Annotated in this window: 24 protein-coding genes; 21 read left to right on the forward strand and 3 right to left on the reverse strand. The window is 43.9% G+C overall.

The features are described from left to right. The first annotated feature begins 8 nt into the window (after positions 1–8). The 7 genes from melA to LRL21_RS35465 all read left to right on the forward strand — a co-directional run bounded on the left by melA (position 9) and on the right by LRL21_RS35465 (position 7329). Positions 9–1421 (forward strand): alpha-galactosidase, encoded by a 1413-nt coding sequence (melA, locus tag LRL21_RS35435; protein WP_240420527.1) that lies wholly within the window; start codon positions 9–11, stop codon positions 1419–1421. Positions 1422–1779: 358 nt separating this feature from the next. Then, positions 1780–2925, forward strand: a complete 1146-nt coding sequence (locus tag LRL21_RS35440) for a tyrosine-type recombinase/integrase (protein WP_240420528.1) — start codon at positions 1780–1782, stop codon at positions 2923–2925. A 159-nt stretch (positions 2926–3084) separates the two neighbouring features. After that, positions 3085–3489: an NUDIX domain-containing protein gene (locus LRL21_RS35445; RefSeq protein WP_240420529.1), complete on the forward strand. Its 405-nt coding sequence runs from the start codon at positions 3085–3087 to the stop codon at positions 3487–3489. 268 nt (positions 3490–3757) lie between these two features. Further along, a complete protein-coding gene (locus LRL21_RS35450) occupies positions 3758–4390 on the forward strand; it encodes a hypothetical protein (RefSeq protein ID WP_240420530.1) in 633 nt (210 codons plus the stop codon). Between the two features lie 864 nt (positions 4391–5254). After that, positions 5255–5575: an NUDIX domain-containing protein gene (locus LRL21_RS35455; RefSeq protein ID WP_240420531.1), complete on the forward strand. Its 321-nt coding sequence runs from the start codon at positions 5255–5257 to the stop codon at positions 5573–5575. Between the two features lie 207 nt (positions 5576–5782). Further along, the gene (locus tag LRL21_RS35460) at positions 5783–6331 is read left to right on the forward strand and encodes a hypothetical protein (RefSeq protein WP_240420532.1); all 549 of its coding nucleotides are present in this window, start codon (positions 5783–5785) and stop codon (positions 6329–6331) included. Positions 6332–6561: 230 nt separating this feature from the next. Then, positions 6562–7329, forward strand: coding sequence for a nucleotidyltransferase domain-containing protein (locus tag LRL21_RS35465; protein ID WP_240420533.1), 768 nt, complete (start codon positions 6562–6564; stop codon positions 7327–7329). A gap of 512 nt (positions 7330–7841) precedes the next feature. Here LRL21_RS35465 and LRL21_RS35470 read toward each other — a convergent pair. Beyond that, entirely contained in the window at positions 7842–8078 is a 237-nt protein-coding gene (locus LRL21_RS35470) for a hypothetical protein (RefSeq protein WP_240420534.1), read from the reverse strand. A 315-nt stretch (positions 8079–8393) separates the two neighbouring features. On the opposite strand from LRL21_RS35470, the gene LRL21_RS35475 reads away from it, so the two are divergent. The 9 genes from LRL21_RS35475 (at position 8394) to LRL21_RS35515 (ending at position 17972) form a co-directional block, all read left to right on the forward strand. Then, positions 8394–8645 carry a hypothetical protein gene (locus tag LRL21_RS35475; protein ID WP_240420535.1) on the forward strand — a complete coding sequence of 84 codons (252 nt, stop codon included), beginning with the start codon at positions 8394–8396 and terminating at the stop codon, positions 8643–8645. A gap of 130 nt (positions 8646–8775) precedes the next feature. Beyond that, positions 8776–9402: a TrkA C-terminal domain-containing protein gene (locus tag LRL21_RS35480; RefSeq protein ID WP_240420536.1), complete on the forward strand. Its 627-nt coding sequence runs from the start codon at positions 8776–8778 to the stop codon at positions 9400–9402. A 362-nt stretch (positions 9403–9764) separates the two neighbouring features. Beyond that, a complete protein-coding gene (locus LRL21_RS35485; protein ID WP_240420537.1) occupies positions 9765–10922 on the forward strand; it encodes an ABC transporter ATP-binding protein in 1158 nt (385 codons plus the stop codon). Beyond that, on the forward strand, positions 10909–11592 hold the full coding sequence (locus tag LRL21_RS35490) for an ABC transporter permease (protein ID WP_240420538.1): 684 nt from the start codon (positions 10909–10911) through the stop codon (positions 11590–11592). The genes LRL21_RS35485 and LRL21_RS35490 overlap by 14 nt, the downstream gene beginning before the upstream one ends. A 42-nt stretch (positions 11593–11634) precedes the next feature. Then, positions 11635–12561: a glycine betaine ABC transporter substrate-binding protein gene (locus LRL21_RS35495; protein ID WP_240420539.1), complete on the forward strand. Its 927-nt coding sequence runs from the start codon at positions 11635–11637 to the stop codon at positions 12559–12561. Between the two features lie 17 nt (positions 12562–12578). Continuing rightward, positions 12579–13271, forward strand: coding sequence for an ABC transporter permease (locus LRL21_RS35500; protein ID WP_240420540.1), 693 nt, complete (start codon positions 12579–12581; stop codon positions 13269–13271). A 170-nt stretch (positions 13272–13441) separates the two neighbouring features. After that, a complete protein-coding gene (locus LRL21_RS35505; RefSeq protein WP_240420541.1) occupies positions 13442–14449 on the forward strand; it encodes a LacI family DNA-binding transcriptional regulator in 1008 nt (335 codons plus the stop codon). 14 nt (positions 14450–14463) lie between these two features. Further along, positions 14464–16263 carry an L-fucose isomerase gene (locus LRL21_RS35510; protein WP_240420542.1) on the forward strand — a complete coding sequence of 600 codons (1800 nt, stop codon included), beginning with the start codon at positions 14464–14466 and terminating at the stop codon, positions 16261–16263. A 23-nt stretch (positions 16264–16286) separates the two neighbouring features. After that, on the forward strand, positions 16287–17972 hold the full coding sequence (locus LRL21_RS35515) for a ribulokinase (RefSeq protein ID WP_240420543.1): 1686 nt from the start codon (positions 16287–16289) through the stop codon (positions 17970–17972). Between the two features lie 142 nt (positions 17973–18114). Here LRL21_RS35515 and LRL21_RS35520 read toward each other — a convergent pair whose 3' ends face one another. After that, entirely contained in the window at positions 18115–18495 is a 381-nt protein-coding gene (locus LRL21_RS35520) for a hypothetical protein (RefSeq protein ID WP_240420544.1), read from the reverse strand. Between the two features lie 173 nt (positions 18496–18668). Between LRL21_RS35520 and LRL21_RS35525 the strand changes: the two genes are divergently transcribed. The 5 genes from LRL21_RS35525 (at position 18669) to nagZ (ending at position 24326) form a co-directional block, all read left to right on the forward strand. Beyond that, on the forward strand, positions 18669–19145 hold the full coding sequence (locus LRL21_RS35525; protein ID WP_240420545.1) for a nucleoside deaminase: 477 nt from the start codon (positions 18669–18671) through the stop codon (positions 19143–19145). A 97-nt stretch (positions 19146–19242) separates the two neighbouring features. Then, positions 19243–20388 (forward strand): metallophosphoesterase, encoded by a 1146-nt coding sequence (locus tag LRL21_RS35530; protein ID WP_240420546.1) that lies wholly within the window; start codon positions 19243–19245, stop codon positions 20386–20388. Positions 20389–20662: 274 nt separating this feature from the next. Then, entirely contained in the window at positions 20663–21487 is an 825-nt protein-coding gene (gene speD / locus LRL21_RS35535) for an adenosylmethionine decarboxylase (protein ID WP_240420547.1), read from the forward strand. 143 nt (positions 21488–21630) lie between these two features. Further along, complete coding sequence (locus LRL21_RS35540) at positions 21631–22869, forward strand: MFS transporter (RefSeq protein ID WP_240420548.1); 1239 nt, start codon at positions 21631–21633, stop codon at positions 22867–22869. Between the two features lie 194 nt (positions 22870–23063). Beyond that, positions 23064–24326 carry a beta-N-acetylhexosaminidase gene (gene nagZ, locus LRL21_RS35545; RefSeq protein WP_240420549.1) on the forward strand — a complete coding sequence of 421 codons (1263 nt, stop codon included), beginning with the start codon at positions 23064–23066 and terminating at the stop codon, positions 24324–24326. 86 nt (positions 24327–24412) lie between these two features. Here the strand turns inward: nagZ and LRL21_RS35550 are convergent, their stop codons facing one another. Next, complete coding sequence (locus tag LRL21_RS35550; RefSeq protein WP_240420550.1) at positions 24413–25165, reverse strand: hypothetical protein; 753 nt, start codon at positions 25163–25165, stop codon at positions 24413–24415. Positions 25166–25243 lie beyond the last annotated feature (78 nt).

Here is a 25243-nt window from a genome sequence, read left to right on the forward strand (position 1 = left end):
AAATCCGAATGAGAAAAATCGCAATAATCGGTGCAGGAAGCATCGTTTTCTGCAAAACATTAATTCTGGATATGATGGCGACAGAAGCACTGGAGGAAACAACCTTTTATTTGATGGCGCCTTCCACTGGCAAAACGTCACAAGTGGAAGCGTTCGCAAACCGCGTGATCAAGGAAAACGGCTTGAAATCAAAAATTGTCATTACGACAGATCGTCGCGAAGCGCTTGCTGATGCCCATTACGTGATTTGTTCATTTCAAATCGGAGGCTTGGATGTATACGAAACGGATTATACGATACCTCTTCGATACGGTGTGGATCAATGTATCGGGGATACGTTGGGGCCGGGAGGCATATTTCGGGCCATGCGCAGCATACCGGTTATACTCGAAGTCGCACGTGAGATGGAAGAGCTGTGTCCACAGGCAACACTGCTGAATTACGTGAATCCGATGGCAATGGTATGCTGGGCGCTGGGTGAGACGAAGGTCAAATTCGTGGGGCTGTGCCACGGCGTACAAACGACTTTGGATTTAATATCCGGTTACGTGGGTGTACCTAAGGAAGAGATTGATTTCTTATGTGCAGGTATTAATCATATGGGCTGGTTCACGAAAATTGAACACCGTGGCTATGATTTGTACCCGATCCTGCGAGAGCGGTTTGAGCAGCCAGAATTTTATGTCAATGAAAAGGTGAGGGGCGAGGTATTCCGTCATTTTAATTATTTTATGACCGAATCGACGGGGCATCTATCCGAATATGTGCCCTGGTTCCGTAAAAATGCCAAGGCACTGGAGATATACTGCGACGAACCGGCATTCGGCGGCGAATCCGGTGCCTACTACAACTGGTGTAAATACGTATACAGCAAGTATGGCGAGCAGGATATATTAGCAGGTGAATCCTACGATCTTCCGCCGCGCAGCGTGGAATACTGTGCCTATATCATTGAAGCTCTGGAAACGGGTAAACCATTTAAATTCAACGGAAATTTGCGAAATAATGGAATGATTACAAATCTGCCTGCGGATTGCTGCGCCGAGGGCCCGATTTTTGCTGACCGTAATGGGTTAAACCGTGTCGTTATAGGCGATTTGCCACCACAATGTGCAGCATTAAATTTGACCAATATTAACGTCCAGCGGTTAGCGGTGCTGGCAGCCAAATCCGGTGATCCGGAAACGCTCGTTCAGGCTTGTGCCCTTGATCCGCTGACATCGGCTGTGCTGACATTGAACGAGATAAGGGAGATGGTTTCGGAAATGCTCGAAGCGCAGCGTGCCTGGCTTCCTCAATTCGCAGGACGATCCGTCCGCCAAACACCTTCCATCCATATTCCGGTAAATGTACAGCGAGCTACTGTCCCGATTGACCCGGCTCTAGCTGTTATTTCACGCTTTGGTGAGCTTTCCAAATAAAAGTCAGTTAAGGAGTGGCTTGAGTGTTGCACAAAGCTTTCTCAATACCTTATGATATCAACAGAAAGACACTAGCGTTGCATCAAATCGCTTAAGTAAATTATTAAAAAATTCTGAACAAAGACCAGCCACATTGCAGTTCGTCGAGCTTACGCCTCTCACGTTGTTGCGAAGAAAGCCATAATCTAAACTTATTTGTCATCCAACAATTGGTTAGAATGAACATCTCTTTACGACAAGTATCCGCAATGATATTATTAAATTATCTTTTACAACTTAAATCGAACCGAAAGCATCGGGGGGTTGCAAAGTCTATCAAAGACTTTGTGAGCCTCCTTTTTCATTTCCATATTTTACAATGATTGATATAATGGAAAGGCGGGTCATGATGGAGATATCCTTATCAAAACGCAATGAAACGACTTTGGCCGTAAAGTTTATCATCTTTTATAAAGATGGCATTGCTAAGATTAAGAATGTACCTGGTAGAAGATGGATTCCCGAAGAATCTATCTGGTCACTGCCTTATACATTGGAAGTGATTAATCAGCTATTGATGACCTTTAAGGACTGCAAATTTTATGTAGAACCACAATTGTTAGAGGAGTGCTACTTGCTTCAATCCTATGATCAGGGAAATATTTCTGATTCATTATCTAATGTATCTCAGTGGGATTCTGTCATGAGGCAAAGCTTGAAAGATGAATTACTTCTCAGGGGTTATAGTTCAAAAACCGTCAAGGCCTATATGGGCCAAGTCGAACGTTTTTTCAATTACTTTAAAGAGCAGGATATGTTCTGGAATCATCAAACAATTCATAACTACTCACTATATTTGTTACAAAAAAATTGCTCTCATTCCTATGTAAATCAAGCAATCAGTGCGATTAAATTTTATTTTCAGAAGGTTCTTAAACAAAATGAATCTACACCATATATTAGACCCAAAAAGGAGCATAAACTTCCAAATGTTTTATCCCTCAATGAAGTTATGCTCATTTTAAAAGCCATCCATAATTTGAAACATAAAGCCATCTTATATTTAACTTATTCTTCAGGATTACGAGTGAGTGAGGTCGTACGTTTACGATTGCAGGATTTTGATCAAGAACGTAAAACCCTACATATTCGTCAAGGTAAAGGACGAAAAGATCGGCTTACCCTTCTATCCGATACAGCTTTAGAAGTGTTTCTCCGCTACCATCAGCAAGAAAAACCCGAAATATGGATGTTTCCAGGACAAGACAAGGAGAAGCATCTGACGGAACGCTCGGTGCAAAAAATCTTTGAACAAGCTTTAGTTTCGTCAGGAGTAACAAAAAAAGTTAGTGTACACTCGTTGCGACATTCATTTGCCACTCATCTACTAGAAGGAGGTATCGATATTCGCTACATCCAAGAACTGCTGGGTCATCGAAGTACTCGGACCACCGAACGTTACACACATGTAAGTATAAAAGATGTCAGACGTATCAAAAGTCCTCTTGATCAAATTGATGACTGATTTAGTCTGTCTTACACAAAACCGTCACAAATTGTGATATTCCCGAAGTTCGCAAATACTATAAAACAAGATTATTTTACGAAGTTCGCAAATAAAACGTTATCGGAAATTCTTGCATGCCTGTAAAGGATATTAAAGAGCAATTTACGGAGGCTTTTCATGAAGATAAGAAATTCTGCAAAAGCAGTAATATTTAAAGATAATAAGTTACTTGTTATTAAGCTGAATGATGAGAGCGGAATTTACTATTTACTACCTGGTGGCGGACAAGAAGTAGGGGGAAAACTGAATGAAACTTTGATTAGAGAATGTATTGAAGAAACAGGATACATAGTTGAAGTTCAGGAGCTAATGTTTATAAGAGAATGCTTTTTAGATAAGAACATACATAGAGTAGAATTTATATTTAAGTGCGAAATTTCAGATGAGACTAAAACCTTAATAATGGACAAGAACCAAATAGGATATGAATGGATAGACATTGATACTATACAGAATGAACCATTATTTCCAGCAGGGCTTAAAAAACTTATCAAATCATTTAGTGAGGGGATTAAACAATAAACTTATTTAGGGGAAATAGAGTAAAGATCTTTTTTGGCATTAATCGGGGAAGGCAAGAACATCCGATAACACCGTATCTACGCTGCGGCCAGACGGCCTTGGTCTGCAAGGAAGGATTTCAAGGAAGTGGATTCAGCAGACAACCCTGCACAGCCTAACCGCGTCGCGGCCAGTCGCTACGCTCCTTTAAGGCAGTGAGGGTTCGTAGATACACAAACGTTATCGGAAATTAATGCAAATATGATAAATACTTTAGGAGGCTTTTTCAATGGGGACTAAACTTTCAAACATTCATATATATTCTAGAGATATAAATGAGTTAATAAATTCACTTAAAGAGATAGTTAGTGCGAGAAATAAAACATCACCCAATTTACATGCTCTCTTCGGTTTAGAATTACCCCCTGAGTTTGAGGAGATTTTAAAAGAATCGTCTAAATCAAAAAATATATTTTATCTTGGGCAAATGCGAGATGAATGGATTAGCATACTTAATGAAGATTTTGGTTGGGGAGAAACTGAAGCATTTGGTGAAGAAATTTCTAATCATATAAACTCACCAGTTCTGACAGTTTCATATTTTGATGAGGATGTATTGGATTTGAATATTTATATGAATGGTCAACTAGTTACTGGACATTTGTCGTGTACAGTAGGAACAAAAGAGGGTTACGGATTAGAAGATAAATATGGAGATATTAGTGTCTTAAGTGAATTATTTGGAAACCAATACACAAATGACATATTAAACTTTCTCGAAATAAAGAATTCTGGTGATGCTTTAAATGAATTTGAACGAATTATAAATATTCCATTATGGATTAAAGCTGATTGGATAAAGTCTAATTATATAGATAAAGAGATGCAAGATAAGTATGTAAAGTACGATTTTAATAAATAATTTTTATAAGTGAATTCAAAGAAGGCATTAACATCCGATAACACCGTATTCACGCTGCGGACCTTGCGGTCCTTGGTCTGCCCGAGGATAATTCGTGGAAGCGGAATCAGGCAGACAACCCTGCGAACCTAAGTCCGCAAGCGGACCCGGCAGCTGCGCTGCCTTAAGGTACTCGGGTTCGTGAATACAAGAACGTTATCGGAAAGATTCGCAATATGTAGAAACATGAATGGAGATACAGAGAAATTGTATTTCCATTTTTTCATATCCATGCTAATGTTATGTTAATTATTGGAACTTAATAGAATGATACTGAAGATCGGAAGAACTAGTTAAGGTCAAAGAAGATAAAAGACCGTAAGAGACAGTTAAGATCAAGGGACATAAAGATCGTAAGAGACAGTTAAGATCAAGAGACATGAAAGATTCGTAAGTGACAGTTAAAGTCAAGAGATATATAAGAACTTAAGAAACAGTTAAGGGCTGAAATATAATTAAGAGATTTTCGGGTAACTCAAAGAAGGCGTATCCATCCGATAACACCGTATCTACGCTACGGCCTGAAGGCCTTGGTCTGCAAGAGGAATTTCGAGGAAACGGAATCAGCAGACAACCCTGCACTGCCTAACCGCGTCGCGGCCAGTCGCTACGCTCCTTTAAGGCAGTAAGGGTTCGTAGATACACAAACGTTATCCGAAACTGCCTAAACTAAGTTAAGGGCTAAAAACTAAATATAAAAACAAATTAAAATCATTGAGGTGGGGTAGCTATGGAGAAATATACTCACTTAGGTGTTTACGGTATTCTCATTAATGATAATAAAATATTACTTATAAAGAAATCTAGAGGCCCTCATAAAGGTAAATGGATTTACCAGGTGGATCAATCGAGTTTGGTGAGGAGCCGTATGATACATTAAAGAGAGAGTTTTATGAAGAAACTGGAATAAATGAATTAGAAGCCAGAATTAGAACAGCGAAATCATATACAATAGTTTATCCATATAAGGAAGACCAATTAGAAGAATTACATCATATTGGAATAATCTATGATGTCGAATTAATCAGTAATAATTTTGTATTAAAGGCTAGTGGAGATGGACAGGATTCTTTAGGGCCTAGTTGGATAAATATTAAAGATATGAAAAATATTGAAACTACACCATTTGTAAAGGAAATATTATAGAAACTAAAGATATTGTGGGTAATTTCAAAGTAGTGGCAGCATCGGATAACACCGTATCTACGCTGCGGGCCGTACGGCCCTTGGTCTGCAAGAGGGATTTCAAGGAAGCGTGCGTCGCGGCCGCCCTTTGGGCTTAAGTCGGTGAGGGTTCGTAGATACACAAACGTTAGGCGAAATAATTGCAAGTTAGGAAAGGAATTACAAACAATGGGACTTGATTATAGTTACATAATAATTATTAAAGAAGAAAATAGAGGAAAACTATTTCAATATATTAACAAGCGAGGCTCTTTAGATGGAAATTGTGCGTGTATTAATTTTGAAGTGGATTCCTTTATTTTAAAGTATTTAGAAGGCGGCTATGACTGGAGTCCACATTATGACAGACAAGAAATTGCAAAGTGGTTAAACTCTGATGGTAGTGCAAACATTGGTTGTATCAACGTTAGGGAAAGAAAGTTGCCTAATCTGAAAGGTGAACTTTCAATTTCCTTTACAGCTGTAACATCAAGTATGAGTCACCTATTTAGAGACTCTGTTAATATTCATAAGTGGTTTTTAGATCTTAGTAAAGAAGTTGATTCGATCATTACATATATTGATTTAGAGAGCGAGGGTGACCGAATAATTTATTTTCGAGGACATGAGATAAATATAGAACTAAAGGGGGAAGGTCATATTGATTTAGGAAAGAAAGACTTTCTAAACATTATGACTGAATTTTCAAATAGATTTAGATTTTTTATTGAGGAATAACTTTTTTCGTAGCTCAAAGAAGGCAATCACTTCGCTAACATCGTATTCACGCTGCGGCCGGCTACGCCGACCTTGGTCTGCCTGAGGCGATTCTCGGAAGCGGATTCAGTCAGACAACCTTGCGAGGCTAAGTCCTGATGGACCCAGTCGCTTTGCTCCTTTAAGCCTCTCAGGTTCGTGAATACACAGAACGTTAGCCGAAAGAAGTTCTTAGTGTAGGAGGAGTCTATATGATATTAGAAAAAGTTATAAATAGAATTGTAATACAAAATGAATATAAGGATTTTGTTGATAAGTATATAGATAATGTACTTACCGAATTTAAAGGTAAGATTCATAGCATTTATATGTGTGGCTCGATTCCAAAAGGAACTGCTAAACCTTTTAAGTCAGATGCAGACTTTACTATTGTATGTGTAAATCCCAAAGATGTTGATTACGAAAGATTGTCAAATATTAAAGACAGGCTTTTGGAAGAATATCCAGTAGTAACTAAGATTGATACGATAATTTGCTCGATTGACGATGTATTAAGTAAACCGAATGAGTGGGGTTTTTGGGTTAAGATAATTTGTGTTTGCATATATGGTCATGACGTTGGTGAAAAAGTACCACCGATAATTATTTCTCCAGAGTTCATTTTAGACTTAAATACAGAGACCAAGGAGGAAGTGGATCGTATACATAGTTTACTTTCTAATGCTAGTGATAACACAATGAAAACTAGATATATTAAAGGTTATTCTAAGAGATTAATTCGTGCATTATACTCTTTGGTTTTAGAAGATACAGGTGTATGGCAAGATGACATTATTAAGATGAAGAATGCCATATTAAACTATTGCGAGATTGACTCCGCTTTAGTTGATTATCTGTATGCTTGTTACTTGGATAGTAATGTACTTGTTGAAGAGTTTCTGGGAATTGCAGATGAAGTATATAGCTATTTTGAAAACGCCTTAAATACAATGGCTGCTTCCAGAACTTCCTTCGGCTAACACCATATTGACGCTCCGGGTCACTCTGAGAAGCGAGTGACCACATCCGGCCCCCTAAGCCCGTCGGAGGGCCTTACGGCCCTCGGTCTGCAGATGGAATTCGATGGAGCAAGCTCAGCAGCACACCTGCACCGACTAACCGCGTCGCGGCCAGCCCTTTGGGCTTTAAGTCGGTGAGGCGTCGTGAACACAACAACGTTAGCAGAAATTGCTGAAAACCTATGAAATATTAATAATCGAAAAAATCTATCCGGTGAGAGGATAGGTTTTTTCTATGACTTATAAACATCGCCGCACGAACCTATTTTAATTACATAAATTAGTAACTTGTCATTTACACAATTCTATAAGAACCTATCCGCAAACGGAATTCATCAATTGTACCTTGCATTCTTTAAATATCAAGCTCAGAATTGAAAGGACTTTCAGACAATATCTGAAGAGAATGAACAATCCGGGTACGTGTTGATTTATCTAATTTTTGAAGATACTTAAAGGCGGATTTATCGAACTCAATTGAGTAACCCATCAATAACATCCTTCAATTTAATACTTTCACCACGTGCAAATGATTCTTTCGCATTTTTAATATCTTCAATATCTTGTTCAGTGGTTGGTTCATCATTCCAAGGAATATAACGAATATTTGGATTATTAACTAATTTCTCCAAGAAATCAGCAGCAATTGGAAGGGCATTATCAGGTAATTTTTGAATTAATTTATTTAAATCATCTTTTGAAATGGACACTGATCTCAACTCCCTTGTTTAAACGAATATGACTTATTATAATACGAATTAACACAAAAGCTTCAGAAGTAGATATAGCGCAAATGATAATTGGTAAGCATTTCAAAATGTCATCAACATCTTCTGATACTGTGTTCCCACTGCGGCTCCTACGGAGCCTTCGTCTGCATGAGGAATTTCGGATAAGCATATTCAGCAGACAACCCTGCACAGCCTAACCGCGTCGCGGCCGGACCTACGGTCCTTAAGGCAGTGAGGGTTGGTAGATACACAAACGTTAAAAGAAATCCCCGCAAAACTAAACAATATAAGAAAATGATAATTACAGGTTATAGAGGCAACGGCAAGAAAGACAGGGCTCTAATAATTAACCAGTGGAGAGAACATTTTAGAACGAGCAAAGGTAACAGTGCATTTATAACGATGATCATGTCTGTTCCTCAATTCGCAGGTCGATCCATCCGCCAAACACCTTCCATCCATATTCCGGCAAATGTGCAGCGAGCTGATGTCCCGATTGACCCAGCTCTAGCTGTTATTTCACGGTTTGGTGAGCTTTCCAAATAAAAGCCAGTTAAGGAGTGGCTGGAGTGTTGCACAAAGCTTTCTCAATACCTTATGATATCAACAGAAAGTAGTACGATGTGTGCATGTTCCTTAGCTACATACAGGTATGCACGAAGAAAGGGCGAGAAAGATGCAAGAGGTCACAGGTTATAAGTCAATAGCGCTCGATATTGCCCAAAGAATTGTAAGTGGGGAGTTTCCCGTCCAGAGTAAAATTTCCGGCCGCTCCTTATTGGCAAGCCAATATCATGTCTCCCCTGAAACGATTCGTAAAGCAATCGGTCTGCTGAAGGATGAGAATATTGTTTTCGTTTCACAGGGAAAAGAGATCGTGATCGTATCGGATCAAAACGCTTTCGACTATATAACCAGAAACAATTATCTGAAATCGGTATACTCGCTCAAACAGGAATTGCAGCTGCTATTGGTCCACAAAAAAGAGATCGATAGCAAGTTTGAGGTGCTGCTTACCGGAATAATCAATGCATCAGACCGATTGCAAAATTTGAAGCCCTACCATCCAGTGGAAATAAAGGTGACAAATATTTCTCATGTTGTCGGTAAGACGATTGCAAATCTTCAATTTTGGCAAAATACAGGTGCGACCATCGTAGCGCTGCGCAGAGGCACACAAGTGTCCATCTCACCGGGGCCCCATGTTATTCTTAGAGAAGACGATGTTCTTGTTATCGTAGGAGATGGACAAGTCCAAGAAAGAACCGAGCGTTTTCTCAATATTCCTCTGCAGGAAGAATAAATAGTGAAGCATATAATCAGAGGACTGTTTTGTGGCTTTTTAGGCCATGGGACAGTCTTTTTTGTCATTTCAGTAATCGATTATTTATGGACAACAAACAACTTCATTTATAATTTAAGGTTGTCAGTTGATTGTTGATTTGGTATAGTATGAATATCTTATTGGAGCGGTGCTTCCCTATTTCGCAGCTTTATTGGCAATTTCTATTTTACTATTGTTTCCAAATAAGACGAATGTACCAAGACTACTGCACTTTGCGTAGCCTTGTATGGCTGCGCCAACAATTACCGAGTGAATAGGAGGGATTCGATCAAACAGCGTAATTGTGAAGCAAGTAGAGAAAACGAAAGGTGGTTACCCGCTTGATTCGATTTAGAGGAGTTAACAAGGTTTATGAGGATGGTCACAAAGTGTTAAACGATATTAACCTGGAATTGAAGGAAGGAGAAATTACGGTACTGATCGGTCCGAGCGGATGTGGAAAAACGACCACGATGAAATTAATTAATCGATTAATCAACCCATCGTCAGGTGAAATCATGATTCATCAGGATAATATTGCTACTTTGGATCCTATTGAGCTTAGACGAAAGATCGGTTATGTCATTCAAAATATCGGTTTATTCCCGCATATGACCATTGCACAAAATGTAGGTGTTGTACCTCGTCTTCTAAAGTGGGAAAAACTCAAAATCGAGGCAAGGGTTGAAGAGCTATTAGAGCTTGTTGGTTTACAACCTGATATATACCGTAACCGTTACCCGTCAGAATTAAGTGGAGGGCAGCAGCAGCGCGTTGGTGTGATTCGAGCTTTAGCTGCAAACCCGGATGTTATTCTGATGGACGAACCTTTTAGTGCACTGGACCCCATCAGTCGTGAACAATTACAGGATGAGCTGGTCCGCTTGCAGCAGGATATTAAAAAAACAATCGTATTCGTCACGCATGATATGGATGAAGCCATCAAAATCGCTGACACGATTATTTTGATGAAGGATGGAGAGATTGTTCAAACCGGACATCCGGAGCAAATTTTGCGTCATCCCGCCAACGAATTTGTCAAAAACTTTATTGGCCAAAAAAGACTCCAGTCGCACAATATGTTGGAGGCTCCTACAGTCGATGAGGTCATGGTCGATAATCCGGCTACTGCATTTCCTTCGAGAGGTTTGGCTGCAGCCATGAAGCTGATGGAAAAGCGCCGTGTGGATTCCTTATTGATCGTGGATAAAAACAACAAGCTGCAGGGATCGGTATCGATTTACCGTGTTCTTGATCAATATGGGGAAGAAAGCAAAACCGTAGCCGATGTCATGAAGCCAGTAGAGCATGTTGTGCTGACAGGGACCTCGCTTTCCGTAGCCTTAAACATGATGACGGAATATCAATTATCCAATTTGGCCGTTGTACGTGATGACCATTATTTCGTTGGACTTATCACGAGAGGTTCTGTCGTCAGCCATATGGCAGATGTGTACTCTTCTGAAATCATTGGGGGCGATACCCATGCAGCAATCTAATTTTTTTGTGAAATATGTTGAATTTTTGCAGGAAAGATACCCCGATATTGTAATTGCTACGCGTGACCACCTGACTATTTCTGCAGTTTCTATCGTTCTGGGTACGTTGGTTGCCGTTCCGTTAGGTATGTTTCTGGCGAAGAATCAGATGAAATGGCTGCATACCCTCATTTTTACAATCACGAATGTATTTCAGACGATTCCAAGCTTGGCGCTGTTGGCCATTCTGATTCCACTGCTGGGGATCGGGGTGAAGCCGGCCATATTCGCTTTATTTCTATATTCCATACTGCCTATTCTTCGAAATACGTATGCAGGCTTTCATGCTGTCGATCCGTCTATTGTGGAGTCGGCCCGGGGCATGGGTTACAGTGCGAGCCAGCGCTTGCTGCTCATTCAGTTCCCGCTGGCATTTCCTTATATCATGTCCGGTTTGCGGATCACCACAGTCTATATTATCAGCTGGACCACTTTAGCGGCATTAATCGGTGCCGGGGGTCTTGGAGAGCTGATCGTCTCGGGTATCGGTGTCAATAAGAAAGAGCTTATTATTTCAGGGGCTGTTTCCGCTATCTTACTGGCTTTGCTCGCTGATCGAATTCTGGGCAGTATTGAAAAACGGGTTTCCCGAAAAGCTCAAACGACGTCATTGAACGCAACCAAGGCTTGAATGAACATGTAAATAAATCAAAACGATATATATGGAGGAATTATGAGAAAAAAAGGAATATTGCTTACAGTTAGTGTCGCATTGTTGGGGTCGTTGGTATTGTCTGCATGCAGTGATCAAGGTGCGAGCAGCGGTAAGGAGGGTGCGGCGTCAGCTTCGATCAATATCGGCACCCAAACCTACACCGAACCGAAAATTTTAGCCGAAATGTACAAAGCACTAATTGAACAAAATACGAAGGTAAAAGTGAAAATTGTACCAGACCTCGCTGCAAGCCCGATTGTCATTCAATCGATGAAGAACAATGACATTCAAATGGCCACTTTGTATACAGGAGAAATTTTTAACGGATATTTTGATATTCAAGACACGAAGGATCGCAAAGAGGTATTAAAGCAAGCGCAGGAGGGGTTCGACAAAACGTTTGGATTCAAATGGTTTGAACCTTATGGCTTTGAAAATACGTATGCCTTCACCGTGCGCAAGGAGCTTGCTGATCAACACAAGCTGAGCACGGTATCCGATTTGAAGGAGCTTGCCCAAACGATGAAGCTCGGTGTGGATACGACATGGCTGGAAAGAGATAACGATGGCTACAGAGCCTTTACCAAGTTCTACGGCTTTGCCTTCGGAGAGAGATTTCCGATGGAAATATCCTTAGTTTATCAAGCAGTTGCTGATAAAAAGGTAGATGTCGTCCTTGCCTACACAACAGATCCGGGAATCAAACAATATAACCTGCAAGCCTTAAAGGATGACAAACAATTTTTCCCGCCTTATGATGCTTCACCAGTAGTTAGAAAAGATACCTTACAGCAGCTGCCTGAACTGAATGATGTCATTGCTTCCTTGGCAGGAAAAATTGATGCCGAAGCGATGACTGCCTTGAACTATGAGGTGGATGTGAATAAGCGTAGTCCACAGGAGGTAGCTGCACAATTTTTGAAAAAAATCGGATTGCTGAAATAAGTTGAGGATGTGAAACAATGAATCAGAACAGGAATGGAATCATAGAGCTCTTTCAGTATATGCAGGAAAATGCAGTTCACCTGCTGAGCTTGACATGGGATCATATCCTCATGGTAATCAGTGGACTTGGCCTCGCTCTCATCGTCGGTATACCGTTAGGTGTTGTCAGCGCACGCAATGAAAGGCTGGCATCCGTCATATTGGCCGTTGCAAATGTGATTCAAGTGATGCCGAGCTTAGCCTTATTGGCATTATTGATGTTATACCTTGGATTGGGCTTTAAAACGATAGCAGTCGGTTTGTTCTTGTATTCGCTGCTTCCGATTATTCGCAACACTTACGTGGGCTTGAAGGAAGTCGATGCAGGGATCAGCGAAGCCGGTAAAGGGCTCGGCATGAGCCCTTGGCAGCTGCTGCTAAAGGTTCAACTGCCGCTTTCATTACCGTTTCTGATGGCAGGACTTCGTGTAGCTGCTGTCATAGCCATCGGTGTGGCCACGCTGGCTCCGTTATTTGGAGGGGATGGACTTGGGAGGGAAATCTATTCCGGGCTTAACCTTCGCAACTCTATGAAAATTTATGCAGGAGCTATTCCTGCTGCTGTATTGGCTATATTGGCGGATATATTCCTGGGCAGGCTGCAGGAAAAGCTGAAGACTGGGAACCGTCTGCAAAAGCCGACTTTGAATCATAGATCAGCAAAGGCTTGAGCCTTTACACGTCTAACGTTAACTGTTGTTAAATATTCACTTAGTTGAGGCCGCTGAGGCCTCTTTTTTTCATTGATAAAAACCACTTGACCGGATTTTGAAAACGAATTATAGTTATATGTAATCGATTACGTAAACGATTACAGAGTACATCTCTTAGGAGGGCAATTATGGCCAAGGCCACAATCAAGCAAGTAGCCGCAGAGGCGGGCGTATCTACAGCCACCATATCGCGGGTACTGAACAGCAGCGGCTATGTCAGCGATGAGGTCAAGAATCGAGTGATGCTCGCAATCGACAAGCTGCAATACCAGCCTAACGCCATTGCGAGAAGCCTGAAGCAGGACAAAAGCTTTACGATTGGCGTCGTGCTGCCGGACATATCGAATCCATTTTTTATGACGATATGCCGAGGGCTGGAGGATGTGGTTCAGGAATACGGCTACCATCTGATCTTTTGCAGCTCCGATGAGCTGCCCGAGAAAGAGGCGCAGCTGCTGCAGCTGATGACCGAGAAAAGAGTGGACGCTGTTGTCCTGGCTACCACAGGTGGCAATGAGGATCTGGTGGCGCGAATGTCGGCTGCTGGGATTCAGTTTATTTTGGTCGATAGAAGCCTGGATTTACCCGGAACTGCTGTTGACCTCGTAGCTGAGGATGATGTGAATGGAGCTTATGCGCTGACAAAGCAGTTAATTCAGCAGGGGCACTCCGTTATTGGCGTGATTAATGGCTGTATGGGCGTCAGTACGGGACAGGATCGATTTATAGGCTGCCAGAAGGCTTTTGCGGAAGCAGGTATGGAGCATGAGGCTGCATATGATTATGACGGCAAGTTCACGGAGGCAGGTGGCAGAGAGGCTGTAAGGTATTTTCTGCAAATGACAAAGCCGCCGACAGCACTGTTATCCTTCAATAACAAAATGACGTTTGGAGCGCTGCTGGAGCTGACCGAGAACGGTCGGGACATTCCCGGAGATATTGCGATTGCTTCGTATGGAGAAGTCGAGGCGGCAAGGCTGCTCAAGCGCTCCGGCATTGTGTATGTGGATCAAAAGCCATACGAATTGGGTATCAAGGCTGGGAGAACGATTTTGCATCGATTGGAGAAGGGTGCGGAAAGTTCAGAGGTAGTTCGCGATATTTTACAACCTGTAATTAAAAAATTGGAATCCTGAGAGGAGCTTTTTGTATGAAACATGTAGAAGCGGTTAATCGTCTGAACGGCAGTATGCCGAAAATTGGTATTCGTCCTGCGGTTGATGGTCGTCGCGGCGGGATTCGAGAGTCGTTGGAGGAAGTGACAATGAACATGGCACATGCTGTGGCGGAGTTTTTGTCGTCCAATTTGCGCCATTCAAATGGATTGCCAGTGGAATGTGTTGTAGCTGATACGTGTATTGGTGGCGTAGCGGAAGCCGCACGGACAGCTGAGAAATTCGCACGTGCAGGGGTTGGTGTTAGCATCACGGTTACTCCTTCATGGTGCTACCCGACAGAAACCATCGACACAGACCCGACAATACCCAAAGCGATCTGGGGATTTAATGGAACTGAGCGTCCGGGAGCGGTATATTTGGCTGCTGCATTGTCTGCGCATAACCAGAAGGGACTTCCCGCCTTCAGTATTTATGGCAAAGACGTACAGGATATCGGCGATACGACGATTACTCCCGATGTTCAGCAGAAGCTGCTGCAATTTGCCAAAGCGGGCTTGGTTGTAGCGACGATACGGGGCAAGTCGTACCTGTCGATGGGCTCTGTTTCGATGGGGATCGCTGGCTGCATTGCAGACGAGAGCTTTTTCCAAAGCTACCTGGGAATGCGCAACGAGTATGTGGACATGACCGAGTTTGTGCGCCGTATGGAGCTCGGCATTTATGATAAGGAAGAATATGAGCGTGCTTTGGTGTGGACGAAGGAGAACTGCAAGGAGGGCGGGGATGTGAATCCGCCTGAGCTGACAAGGACTCGTGAACAAAAGGATCAAGACTGGGAAACAGTTGTCAAAATGACTTTGATTGCAAGAGATTTAATGATCGGCAATCCGCAGCTCGATGGCATGGGCTATGGAGAGGAAGCATTGGGCCACAATGCGATAGCCGCAGGCTTTCAAGGTCAACGGGCTTGGACGGATTTCTTCCCGAATGGTGATTTTATGGAAGCGATCTTGTCCAGCTCGTTCGATTGGAATGGCATTCGGGAGCCTTATGTACTTGCAACAGAAAATGATACGCTGAACGGGATTACGATGCTGTTCGGACATTTACTTACAAATGCGGCGCAAATTTTTGCCGACGTCCGTACGTATTGGAGTCCTGAAGCAGTGAAGCGCGTAACCGGCAAGGAGCTTGAAGGCAGAGCCAAGGATGGCGTTATACATCTGATTAACTCGGGCCCAGCAGCACTTGATGGAACGGGCACACAAAGCGTGGATGGTCAACCCGCAATGAAGCCATATTGGGACATTACAGCCGAAGAGGTGAAGCAATCTTTGGAGGCCACCCAGTGGTGCCCAGCGGTTGACTTCTTCCGTGGCGGTGGATTTTCAACTGATTTTACAACACGCGGGGGAATGCCGGTGACGATGGCCAGAATCAATCTGATTGCAGGTCTTGGACCTGTGCTGCAGCTGGCTGAAGGTTATACAGTAGAGCTGCCGGATGATGTTCACGACAAGCTGGATCAACGCAGCAACCCGACATGGCCGACGACCTGGTTCGTACCGAACCTGACCGGAACAGGTGCATTTAAAGATGTGTACTCGGTCATGAACAACTGGGGCTCCAATCATGGTTCAGTGAGCTATGGACATATTGGCGGAGACTTGATCACATTAGCCTCAATGCTGCGGATTCCAGTCAGCATGCATAATGTGGAAGAGGAACGCTTGTTCCAGCCAAGTGCCTGGAATGCTTTTGGCACGAGTGACCGTACAGGAGCCGATTTCCGTGCTTGCGATAATTTTGGTCCTTTATATGGCAAGAAGTAGACTGTAGGGAGGACTTATTCATTATGAAAAAAACATATGCAATCGGTGTGGATTATGGTACGGAATCAGGAAGAGCGCTGCTGGTAGATATTTCGAATGGTGCGGAAATTGCTACACATGTAACCAAGTACCCACATGGAGTTATCGATGAACGGCTGCCCGTATCGGGCCGTCGTCTGGAAGTGGATTGGGCGCTGCAGCACCCTGACGATTATTTGGAAGTGCTCCGGAAGTCCGTTCCGGCGGTCGTTCGAGAGTCTGGCGTCGATCCTGCTGATGTGATTGGAATCGGTATCGATTTTACCGCTTGCACCATGCTGCCGCTCGACAGAGCAGGTCAGCCCTTGTGCTTTGATCCGCAGCTTCGCGACAATCCGCATAGCTGGGTCAAGCTGTGGAAGCATCATGCTGCACAGGAAGAAGCGAACCGCATCAATGAGACCGCTGAGCAGCGGGGCGAAGCTTTTTTGGCCCGTTATGGGGGTAAGATCTCTTCGGAGTGGATGCTCGCCAAGGTATGGCAAATTTTGAATGAAGCACCTGAGCTGTATGAGCAGACAGATCAGTTTCTGGAGGCGGCCGATTGGGTCGTTTCCCAAATGACCGGACAAATCGCCAAGAATAGCTGCACAGCGGGCTACAAAGCTATTTGGCATAAAGAGCAGGGATATCCATCCTCTGATTTTCTCGGTTCCCTCGATCCGCGGCTGGCGGATTTGGCAAGTACCAAGCTGCGTGGAGCGATTCATCCACTAGGTACGAAGGCGGGTGGTTTGACCGAGGAAATGGCGATGTCTTTGGGTCTGCGAGCAGGCACTGCGGTTGCTGTAGCCAATGTGGATGCCCATGCTGCGGTTCCTGCTGTTGGTGTAGTTGAACCGGGTAAGCTGGTCATGGCGATGGGTACATCCATATGCCACTTGCTTCTCGACGAAACCGAGAAGCAGGTCGAGGGTATGTGCGGTGTTGTAGAGGACGGCATTATCCCCGGATATTACGGCTATGAAGCAGGACAATCGGCAGTAGGCGATATATTCGCCTGGTATGTAGAGCAGGGAGTTCCAGCTTATGTCGAGCAAGCGGCATCAGCTGCGGGAATCGGAGTTCATGAATGGCTAGAGCAGCAGGCTTCGGCATATCAACCGGGTGAAACCGGGCTGCTTGCGCTTGATTGGTGGAACGGCAACCGCTCCGTGCTGGTCAATGCTGATCTAACCGGGCTTCTGATAGGCTGCACGCTGCAGACGAAGCCGGAGGAAATCTACCGTGCCCTGCTTGAAGCCACAGCCTTTGGTACAAGGAAAATTATCGATGCCTTTAACGACAATGGGGTTAAAGTGAACGAACTGTATGCATGCGGAGGGCTGCCGCAGCGCAACCGGCTGCTGATGCAAATCTATGCGGACGTAACCGGACGCGAGATCAAAATCGCTGATTCCACGCAAACACCTGCCTTGGGTGCCGCGATGTTTGGCGCAGTAGCCGCTGGAGCTGCGGCTGGTGGCTATGATAATATCGTCGATGCCGCTGAACAGATGGCGAGAGTCAGAGAAGAGACGTTCCAGCCTATTCCTGCACATACGGCTGTTTACGATAAGCTATATGCAGAGTATTGCACCTTGCACGATTATTTTGGTCGTGGCGCCAATCCGATTATGAAGCGATTGAAACAAATTAGCGAGAACGCAGCACAGTCAGCTATTTCATAATCCATCGCACTCTTATAGGGCAGATAATCGGCCGAGTAAAAGCCTCAATCCCATAGTTAGACGGGGATTGAGGCTTTTTCGTGTCAGAAGCAGTCTGAAGTTTAGTGGCGGACACTCGTGCCCTACAGAGCAATCATCGAGGCTATTGCTTGGACTTTTGCTCCTCATATCCAGCATGATGATAGTCCGGGCTTAACAACCGCGGTAATATACCCATTTTTTCGATATGCTTTTTGGTTTCATAGGTTCCTATTTCATACAAATACCGATAAATGTTAAGGATATCTCCATTAAACCGTTCTGTAGAGGGGTCCTGATCGGCAGTTTTGTATGGGATGGTTGCACGTTTAAACGTTAATTCCTCGGATGCTGCTTGCTTGTCGAACAAATCGCGCAATACGGCAATTTCCTTCTCGTTAGCCTCTACAACGAATTCATGTGTTCGATTGGCCTTGTCGTTCAGTGCTTGCAGCTTTTCGATAAGCCCTGTTGCAACTGATACGTAATAGGTAGATTTTGGCATGTGAGTTCCTCCTGAGCCATGCGGTTTATATCCATTTGTTAACCTTCCTATCTAACAATGAAACAAAGGTAGGTAGAAAGAGCAATTATTTTGTAAATGCTCCAGATTTGTTCTATTATAAATATGTTGGAAATGGTATGTAGGATTATTACCCAATGAGGAGGTTTTCATGGATGATAAATGAACAAGAGCAGCGCATGCAGGAGGCGATAGAACTTGCTCTCCAGAACGTGTTAACCGGCCAAGGGGGACCATTCGGCGCTATCGTCGTACGTAATGGTGAAATTATCGGTAGAGGCAGCAATCTGGTTACATTAAACAATGATCCAACAGCGCATGCGGAAGTGCAAGCTATTCGCGATGCATGTAAGCATATCGGCAGCTTTCAGTTAACTGGCTGTGAGATTTATACGAGCTGCGAACCTTGTCCGATGTGTATCGGGGCGATATATTGGGCCCGGCCCGATGCTGTCTATTATGCCTGTACCAAAGAGGATGCAGCAGCTATTAACTTTGACGATCATTTCATTTATGAACAGCTCGCCTTACCTATGGAGCAGCGTTCGATCGTGATGAAGCAAATGAAGCCGGACCAGTATAAGCGGCCATTTGAGCAGTGGGCTGTATCGGATATCAAGAAGGAATACTAATTGAAGCACGCAATAAAGATCGAATTTGAATACAAGCTAGGCGAGAATGGATTTCAAAATCAGATTTTCTAATGGAAATGATCAGGAGTGGCAGAGGATGAACCCGCGATTTGCAGCAGTAATTACTATATTTTTATCGATATTTGCCTTGATCAATTATTATATTGGCTGGCATGTACAGTTGTTTTTGAGTTATGCATTTGATATCCATAATTTTACAATCTGGTGGATTTGTTATTGGTTAATTGCCTTTTCTTATATTATTGGACGTCTGGGCTCGCGTTATCTTCCTTACTCGCTTTCAAGCGTTTTGAAAAATATTGGATCGTACTGGTTTGCTGTGATGTATTTCACGTTCGTATTGCTTCCGTTTTTTGATCTGGCTGCCTTGGTACTATGGTTAGTCTCGGTGCCTTTGTCTACAATCGTACTTATTCTTGGGAGTTTATTAGGTTTGGTTGTGCTGCTGCTCATGGCCCGTGGCTTATGGAATGCACGCAATCCGATTGTTCGCACCTACGAGATGTCGATACCCAAAGACGGAGGCCAGCTCAACAAGCTAAGAGTGGCTGTTGCATCGGATATTCATCTGGGCTCGGTTGTAGGCAACAAAAAGCTTCAGGTGCTGGTTGATCAAATCAATGCCTTGAACCCGGATTTGATTCTGCTGCCAGGTGATATTATCGATGATGACATCAAGCCCTTTATTCGTCATAATATGGGTGCTGTGATGAAGCAGCTGCGTTCGCGGCTCGGGATCTATGCCGTTCTGGGCAACCATGAATACATAGGTGGTCACATTCAAGAATTTACCGAGCAGATGAGTGCTATTGGGATCGATGTGCTGATGGATCGGTCGGTAAAGATTGCCGATAGCTTTTATGTCATTGGCCGCAAAGATAAAGCTGCTGAGCATGGTGGACCGAACGGCAGAGAGGAACTGGATGATTTGCTTGCCAGTGTGGATAAAACGCTGCCTCTGATTCTGATGGATCATCAGCCGCATCGACTTGATAAGGCGGAGGCTGCGGGTGTCGATATCATGTTGTCCGGACATACCCATCGTGGACAAATGATGCCGAATCACCTGATCACAAGGCGCCTCTTTGAACTGGACTGGGGCTATTTGAAGAAAGGCAATTTGCATGCAGTCGTGTCCTCAGGCTTTGGAACGTGGGGGCCCCCTGTTCGTATAGGCAGCAGGTCGGAAGTCATAGAGCTTATCATTCATTTTGAAGGATAAAAACTTTGTTCGCCGGGTCATTGAGCTGGCGAACAAAGTTTTTTGGTATTTATGAGAGCGTTATACTGTGTTACACTGGCTACAAATGTACCTGCTTGTCCCACACAATTGTATGGCAAGGAAAGACGTATCGCGGGGACAAGGCTTCGATTTGGGGCGCGAAAGCTTGATATTCGTGAAGAATTCGTAAAACATCTATACGCACAGCGGTTTTATGGGTAATATAAGTAGATTCAAGCTTATTCAGACTAAAAGAATTGAGGATGTGTTCATCATGACATTAACGCCGGAGCAGCGAATAACCTTACATGGGTTTAATAATTTAACGAAATCGTTAAGCTTTAACATGTATGACGTTTGTTATACGAAAACCAAAGAAGAGCGTGAGGCCTATATAGCCTACATTGATGAACAGTACAACGCCGAGAGACTGACTGGAATTTTGCAAACAGTGACTAAGATTATCGGTGCACATGTACTGAATATTGCCCGTCAGGACTACGATCCTCAAGGAGCGAGTGTCACTATTCTTATCTCGGAGGAGCCGGTTGAAGCCAAGAAGGAATCGTTTGACGAATCGCCGGGGCCGCTTCCTGAGGCTGTCGTCATGCATTTAAATAAAAGTCATATTACCGTTCATACTTATCCTGAATATCATCCAGATGAAGGTATCAGTACATTCCGCGCGGATATTGATGTGTCGACCTGTGGTGAAATTTCACCACTCAAGGCCTTGAACTATTTGATTCACTCCTTCGATACCGATATTATGACGATTGATTACCGGGTTCGGGGCTTCACGAGAGATATCCGCGGCAACAAATTGTTTATTGACCATGATATCAGCTCGATCCAAAATTACATTCCGGAAGAAATTATTAATTTGTATGATATGATCGATGTGAATGTGTACCAGGAAAATATTTTCCATACCAAATGCAAGTTGAAGCAGTTCGATATTAATAACTACTTATTCGGTTATACCAAGGAAAAACTGGCGCCCGGTGAAGAAAAGAAAATTACGGAGCGGCTGAAAGTGGAAATGGACGAAATCTTTTACGGTAAAAATACAAATCGTGGTGGAATGCGGATCAATTAGCGTTAGCCATTGTGTCTCATGACCTGCCTATCCTGTTTTAAATCAGCTCAATCAGGTGATCCATGACCTGATTGGGCTTTTGGCTTTGTACGATGTGTAGTATGTTCTTAGTTGACTAATGAAATGGCGGGTGAAGTTAATCCATGCTCCAACGCGTAAGCGGGCTTAATAAAACTTATGTGATGCAACTGGCGACGATTTTTTTGGGATTTATTATTTTTGGCATATCAGAAAATATTAAAGGACCGGCCATTCCGCGAATTCAATACGACTTTAACCTGGATGAAATGCAGCTGGGCTCGCTATTGTCGCTTAACGCGCTGGGTTATTTGATCGCCTGCTCTTTTACGGCTTACCTGACCCGCAAACTGGGAATCAAGGCTGTGACCCTGTTGGCTTTCGGTGCGATGCTGGTGTCGGGAATCCTGATTTTCTTCTCCCGCAGCTATCCGATTTTTTCCTCTTCTTACTTCTTGATGTACATCGGCAATGGAATGCTGGAGATCGGACTTGCCATACTTGGGGCGCGAATATTTATTAGAAATACCGGCACGATGATGAATCTTTCCCATTTCTTTTACGGACTTAGCTCTACAGTGGCGCCCATGATCGCCTCGGGTATGATGTCGGTGACTCTGTACGGGCATATGCTGGATTGGCGCGGGATGTATCTGGTCATGTTATCCTTGTCGGTGCTGCCGATGATTCCGGCGCTGCTCAGCCATTTTCCGGGTGACGATCTGCCGCTGGAGGATCGGATTCCGTTGAAAATGCTTGTGCGGGATCCCGCCTTATGGTTGCTGGTGCTCATACTTTCATTTGGCGTCGTATCGGAAATGGCGGTTGGTGGCTGGTTGGTCAATTTTCTGGAAAAGGCCTACAGGTGGGATGGGGTTGCGGCTTCCGGGATGCTGTCTGCGTTCTTTTTTTGCTTCTCGGCTGCAAGACTTTTTCTGGGTCCGGTTACCGATAAAATCGGGTTTAATCTGTCTCTTATCATCTTTTCCGCTTTTTCTGCCGTATGTACGTTTGCTGCTATCTGGGGCGGGGAATCACTGGCATTTTTGTTCGCTGCGGCAGGCGTCGGAATTGCACCGATTTATCCGACCATCATGGCTTTTATTGCCAAAAGATATCCGCGCGGCAGCGACACTGCCATCACGTTCACCGTTACTTTAATGGGGATTGGCAGCGTTGTGGGCAACTATGCTATCGGAGCGATCACAAGCGGTATCAAAAACAGCTATGGGCTGGACGCGGAAACAGGATTGCTGCGTGGACTTCAGGCTGGATACGGCTTTATCGGTTTGTGCGCACTAATCTGCGCTATATCGGGATGTATCTTGTACAAATATTTGAGAGCGCGCAAAGAACTGATCTAAATTTCGTTCTCCTGAATTTATGTAAAATTTTAAGTTTTGAGAAAGAATAGGAAGTAAGCGTAAGAAATCGAACCTATTCGGATTCATTCGCTAACCGTTTTGGGCACTGCTAGCTACCAAATGACATCATGAGGTGATGAACTGTGACGGCCAAAAAAAGAAGTTGTAGAATGCTAGCTGCCCTTTGTTTCCTTATGCTGAGCGGCTGTATGAGCCAAGGAAGCCCATCCGCAAGTAATCCCAATCCCCCTGCAGCGGTTCCGTCAGTTCCCAATTCAACTCCAAAACCGACGCAAACGGGTTCGCCCTCTGAGGCCGTCCCAGCGCCAGCCGATAATCAGCCAACCCAACCAGCAGACAAAGTTCTTGAACAAATCAAGAAGATGTCGATCAATGAAAAGGTGGGTCAGTTGGTTGTAGTCGGCATGGAGGGGCTTACCGTTAATGACCAGACTACACAGCTTATATCCGAATATCACGTCGGCGGGTTTATTTTTTTTAAGGTGAATTTAAAAGATACCCCACAGGCACTAGCCCTGTTTAATTCTTTGAAATCCACTAACGAATCGGTGACGGGCATTCCGTTATTGCTTAGCGTAGACGAAGAGGGTGGCAGGGTTAGCCGGCTTCCTGACGAATTGAAGAAGCTCCCTACGAATGCGGCAATTGGAAAGATCAATAATGGTGAATTTTCAAGAGAAATTGGAGCAGTTCTCGGTAAGGAATTAAAAAGTTTTGGATTGAATACGGATTTTGCCCCAGTCCTTGATGTGTTCAGTAATCCGAATAATACGGTTATTGGTGACCGTTCGTTCGGGAATCAGGCTGACGTGGTCAGTCGACTTGGTGTTGCGACCATGCAAGGAATAGAGTCAGCGCAAGTGGTTGCTGTGGTTAAGCATTTTCCCGGTCATGGAGACACGGCAGTGGATTCACATCTTGGGCTTCCGGTGGTCAATCATGATTTAGCCCATCTTCGTCAGTTGGAGTTAGTTCCCTTTGCAAGTGCAATTAATAATGGGGCCGATGCCGTTATGGTGGCCCATCTGCTTATGCCCAAGCTGGATGAAGCTCATCCTGCTTCCTTTTCTAAAGCTGTCATAACCGATTTGCTGCGCAAGGAGATGGGATTTAATGGGGTTGTTTTTTCTGATGATATGACAATGGGGGCTATTACTCAAAATTATGATATCGGGCAGGCCGCGGTAGAATCGGTGCTGGCAGGCGGGGATATTGTGCTTGTAGGACATTCTTTCGACCAGCAGGTTCAAGTTATCCAAGCGCTGCGGAGCGCTGTATCCAATGGGACAATCCCGGAGTCTGTGTTACATGCCAGTGTGGCCCGGATATTGAAGCTAAAAGAGAAATATCATTTGAGTAACTCGAAGGCTGAAGAGCCTGATATTAAGGGCTTGAATGCTAACCTGTCGGAGCTGCTTGGGAAATATCAAAAGTAACCATAGCGTAATAGGCCCGTATTTTGTCACGGTTACATGTGACAAAATACGGGCCGATCACAGATTGTCCTATGGATTTCGATCATTTATTGTGGATTTTGTTTGGTAATTTTGGCTGCATTATTGATTTTGTATTTAACGGGATGTTTATTTAGCTTCTTGGCGACCAATTTGGCTTCAAAGCTGAGCTGATCGCCTATTTGCAATTCCAATTTTTTCAAGGCCATGCTGTGGCTGGACCATGCAGTATCCAGTGATGTAGCCGTACCCTCATGCTGGAACGTTATTTGCTCAAAGATCACGACTTCATCATCTGTGTCGCTGAACGGATTAGGTACCGAGGCGAATTCTGCTACAGTCGCTTCAACGCTAACCTTTCCTTCCGGCAGGGCAACAGGAGCCGCAGGCGGTTTATCAGAGGTTTTCTTGTCTGCTGATTTTTTGGCTTTAGGCGGTTCTGATGCTGCAGCAGGTGCTCCGGGCGCAGCTTCTGCCAAGCTTTGGCTTGAAGTCTCAGCCTGGTCCTCACTAGCAATAGCACCTGCTTCACTTGCCTCCGATTCTTCCTCCAGCTTAATTTTACCAAATTGGGCGGTTTGCATTTCACGTAGATAAGAAGGATGGATATTATGAAGCTCACCGCCAACCTGAATGACAGCGAATACAAGGTCTGCATATCCTACGATTTCACAAGGGATATCCAGATTTTGTCCTTTGTATCTGAAGGTTTTCAGCTTCGTCGCTTTTTGCGGGAGCAGCCCCCAATCCTTGCAAAATGCCAATGCCTGATCTTCATTATCAAAAGCTGTATATTGTTCGGGATGCGTCCACTGTGGCATATTATTTTCCTCCTATAAATTCCATAGATCCTGATCTTATTTTACCATTATTGCTTTGAAATGAAAAAGGGTATTGAT

The sequence above is a fragment of the Paenibacillus periandrae genome (assembly GCF_022458865.1).
Classification (GTDB): domain Bacteria; phylum Bacillota; class Bacilli; order Paenibacillales; family NBRC-103111; genus Paenibacillus_S; species Paenibacillus_S periandrae.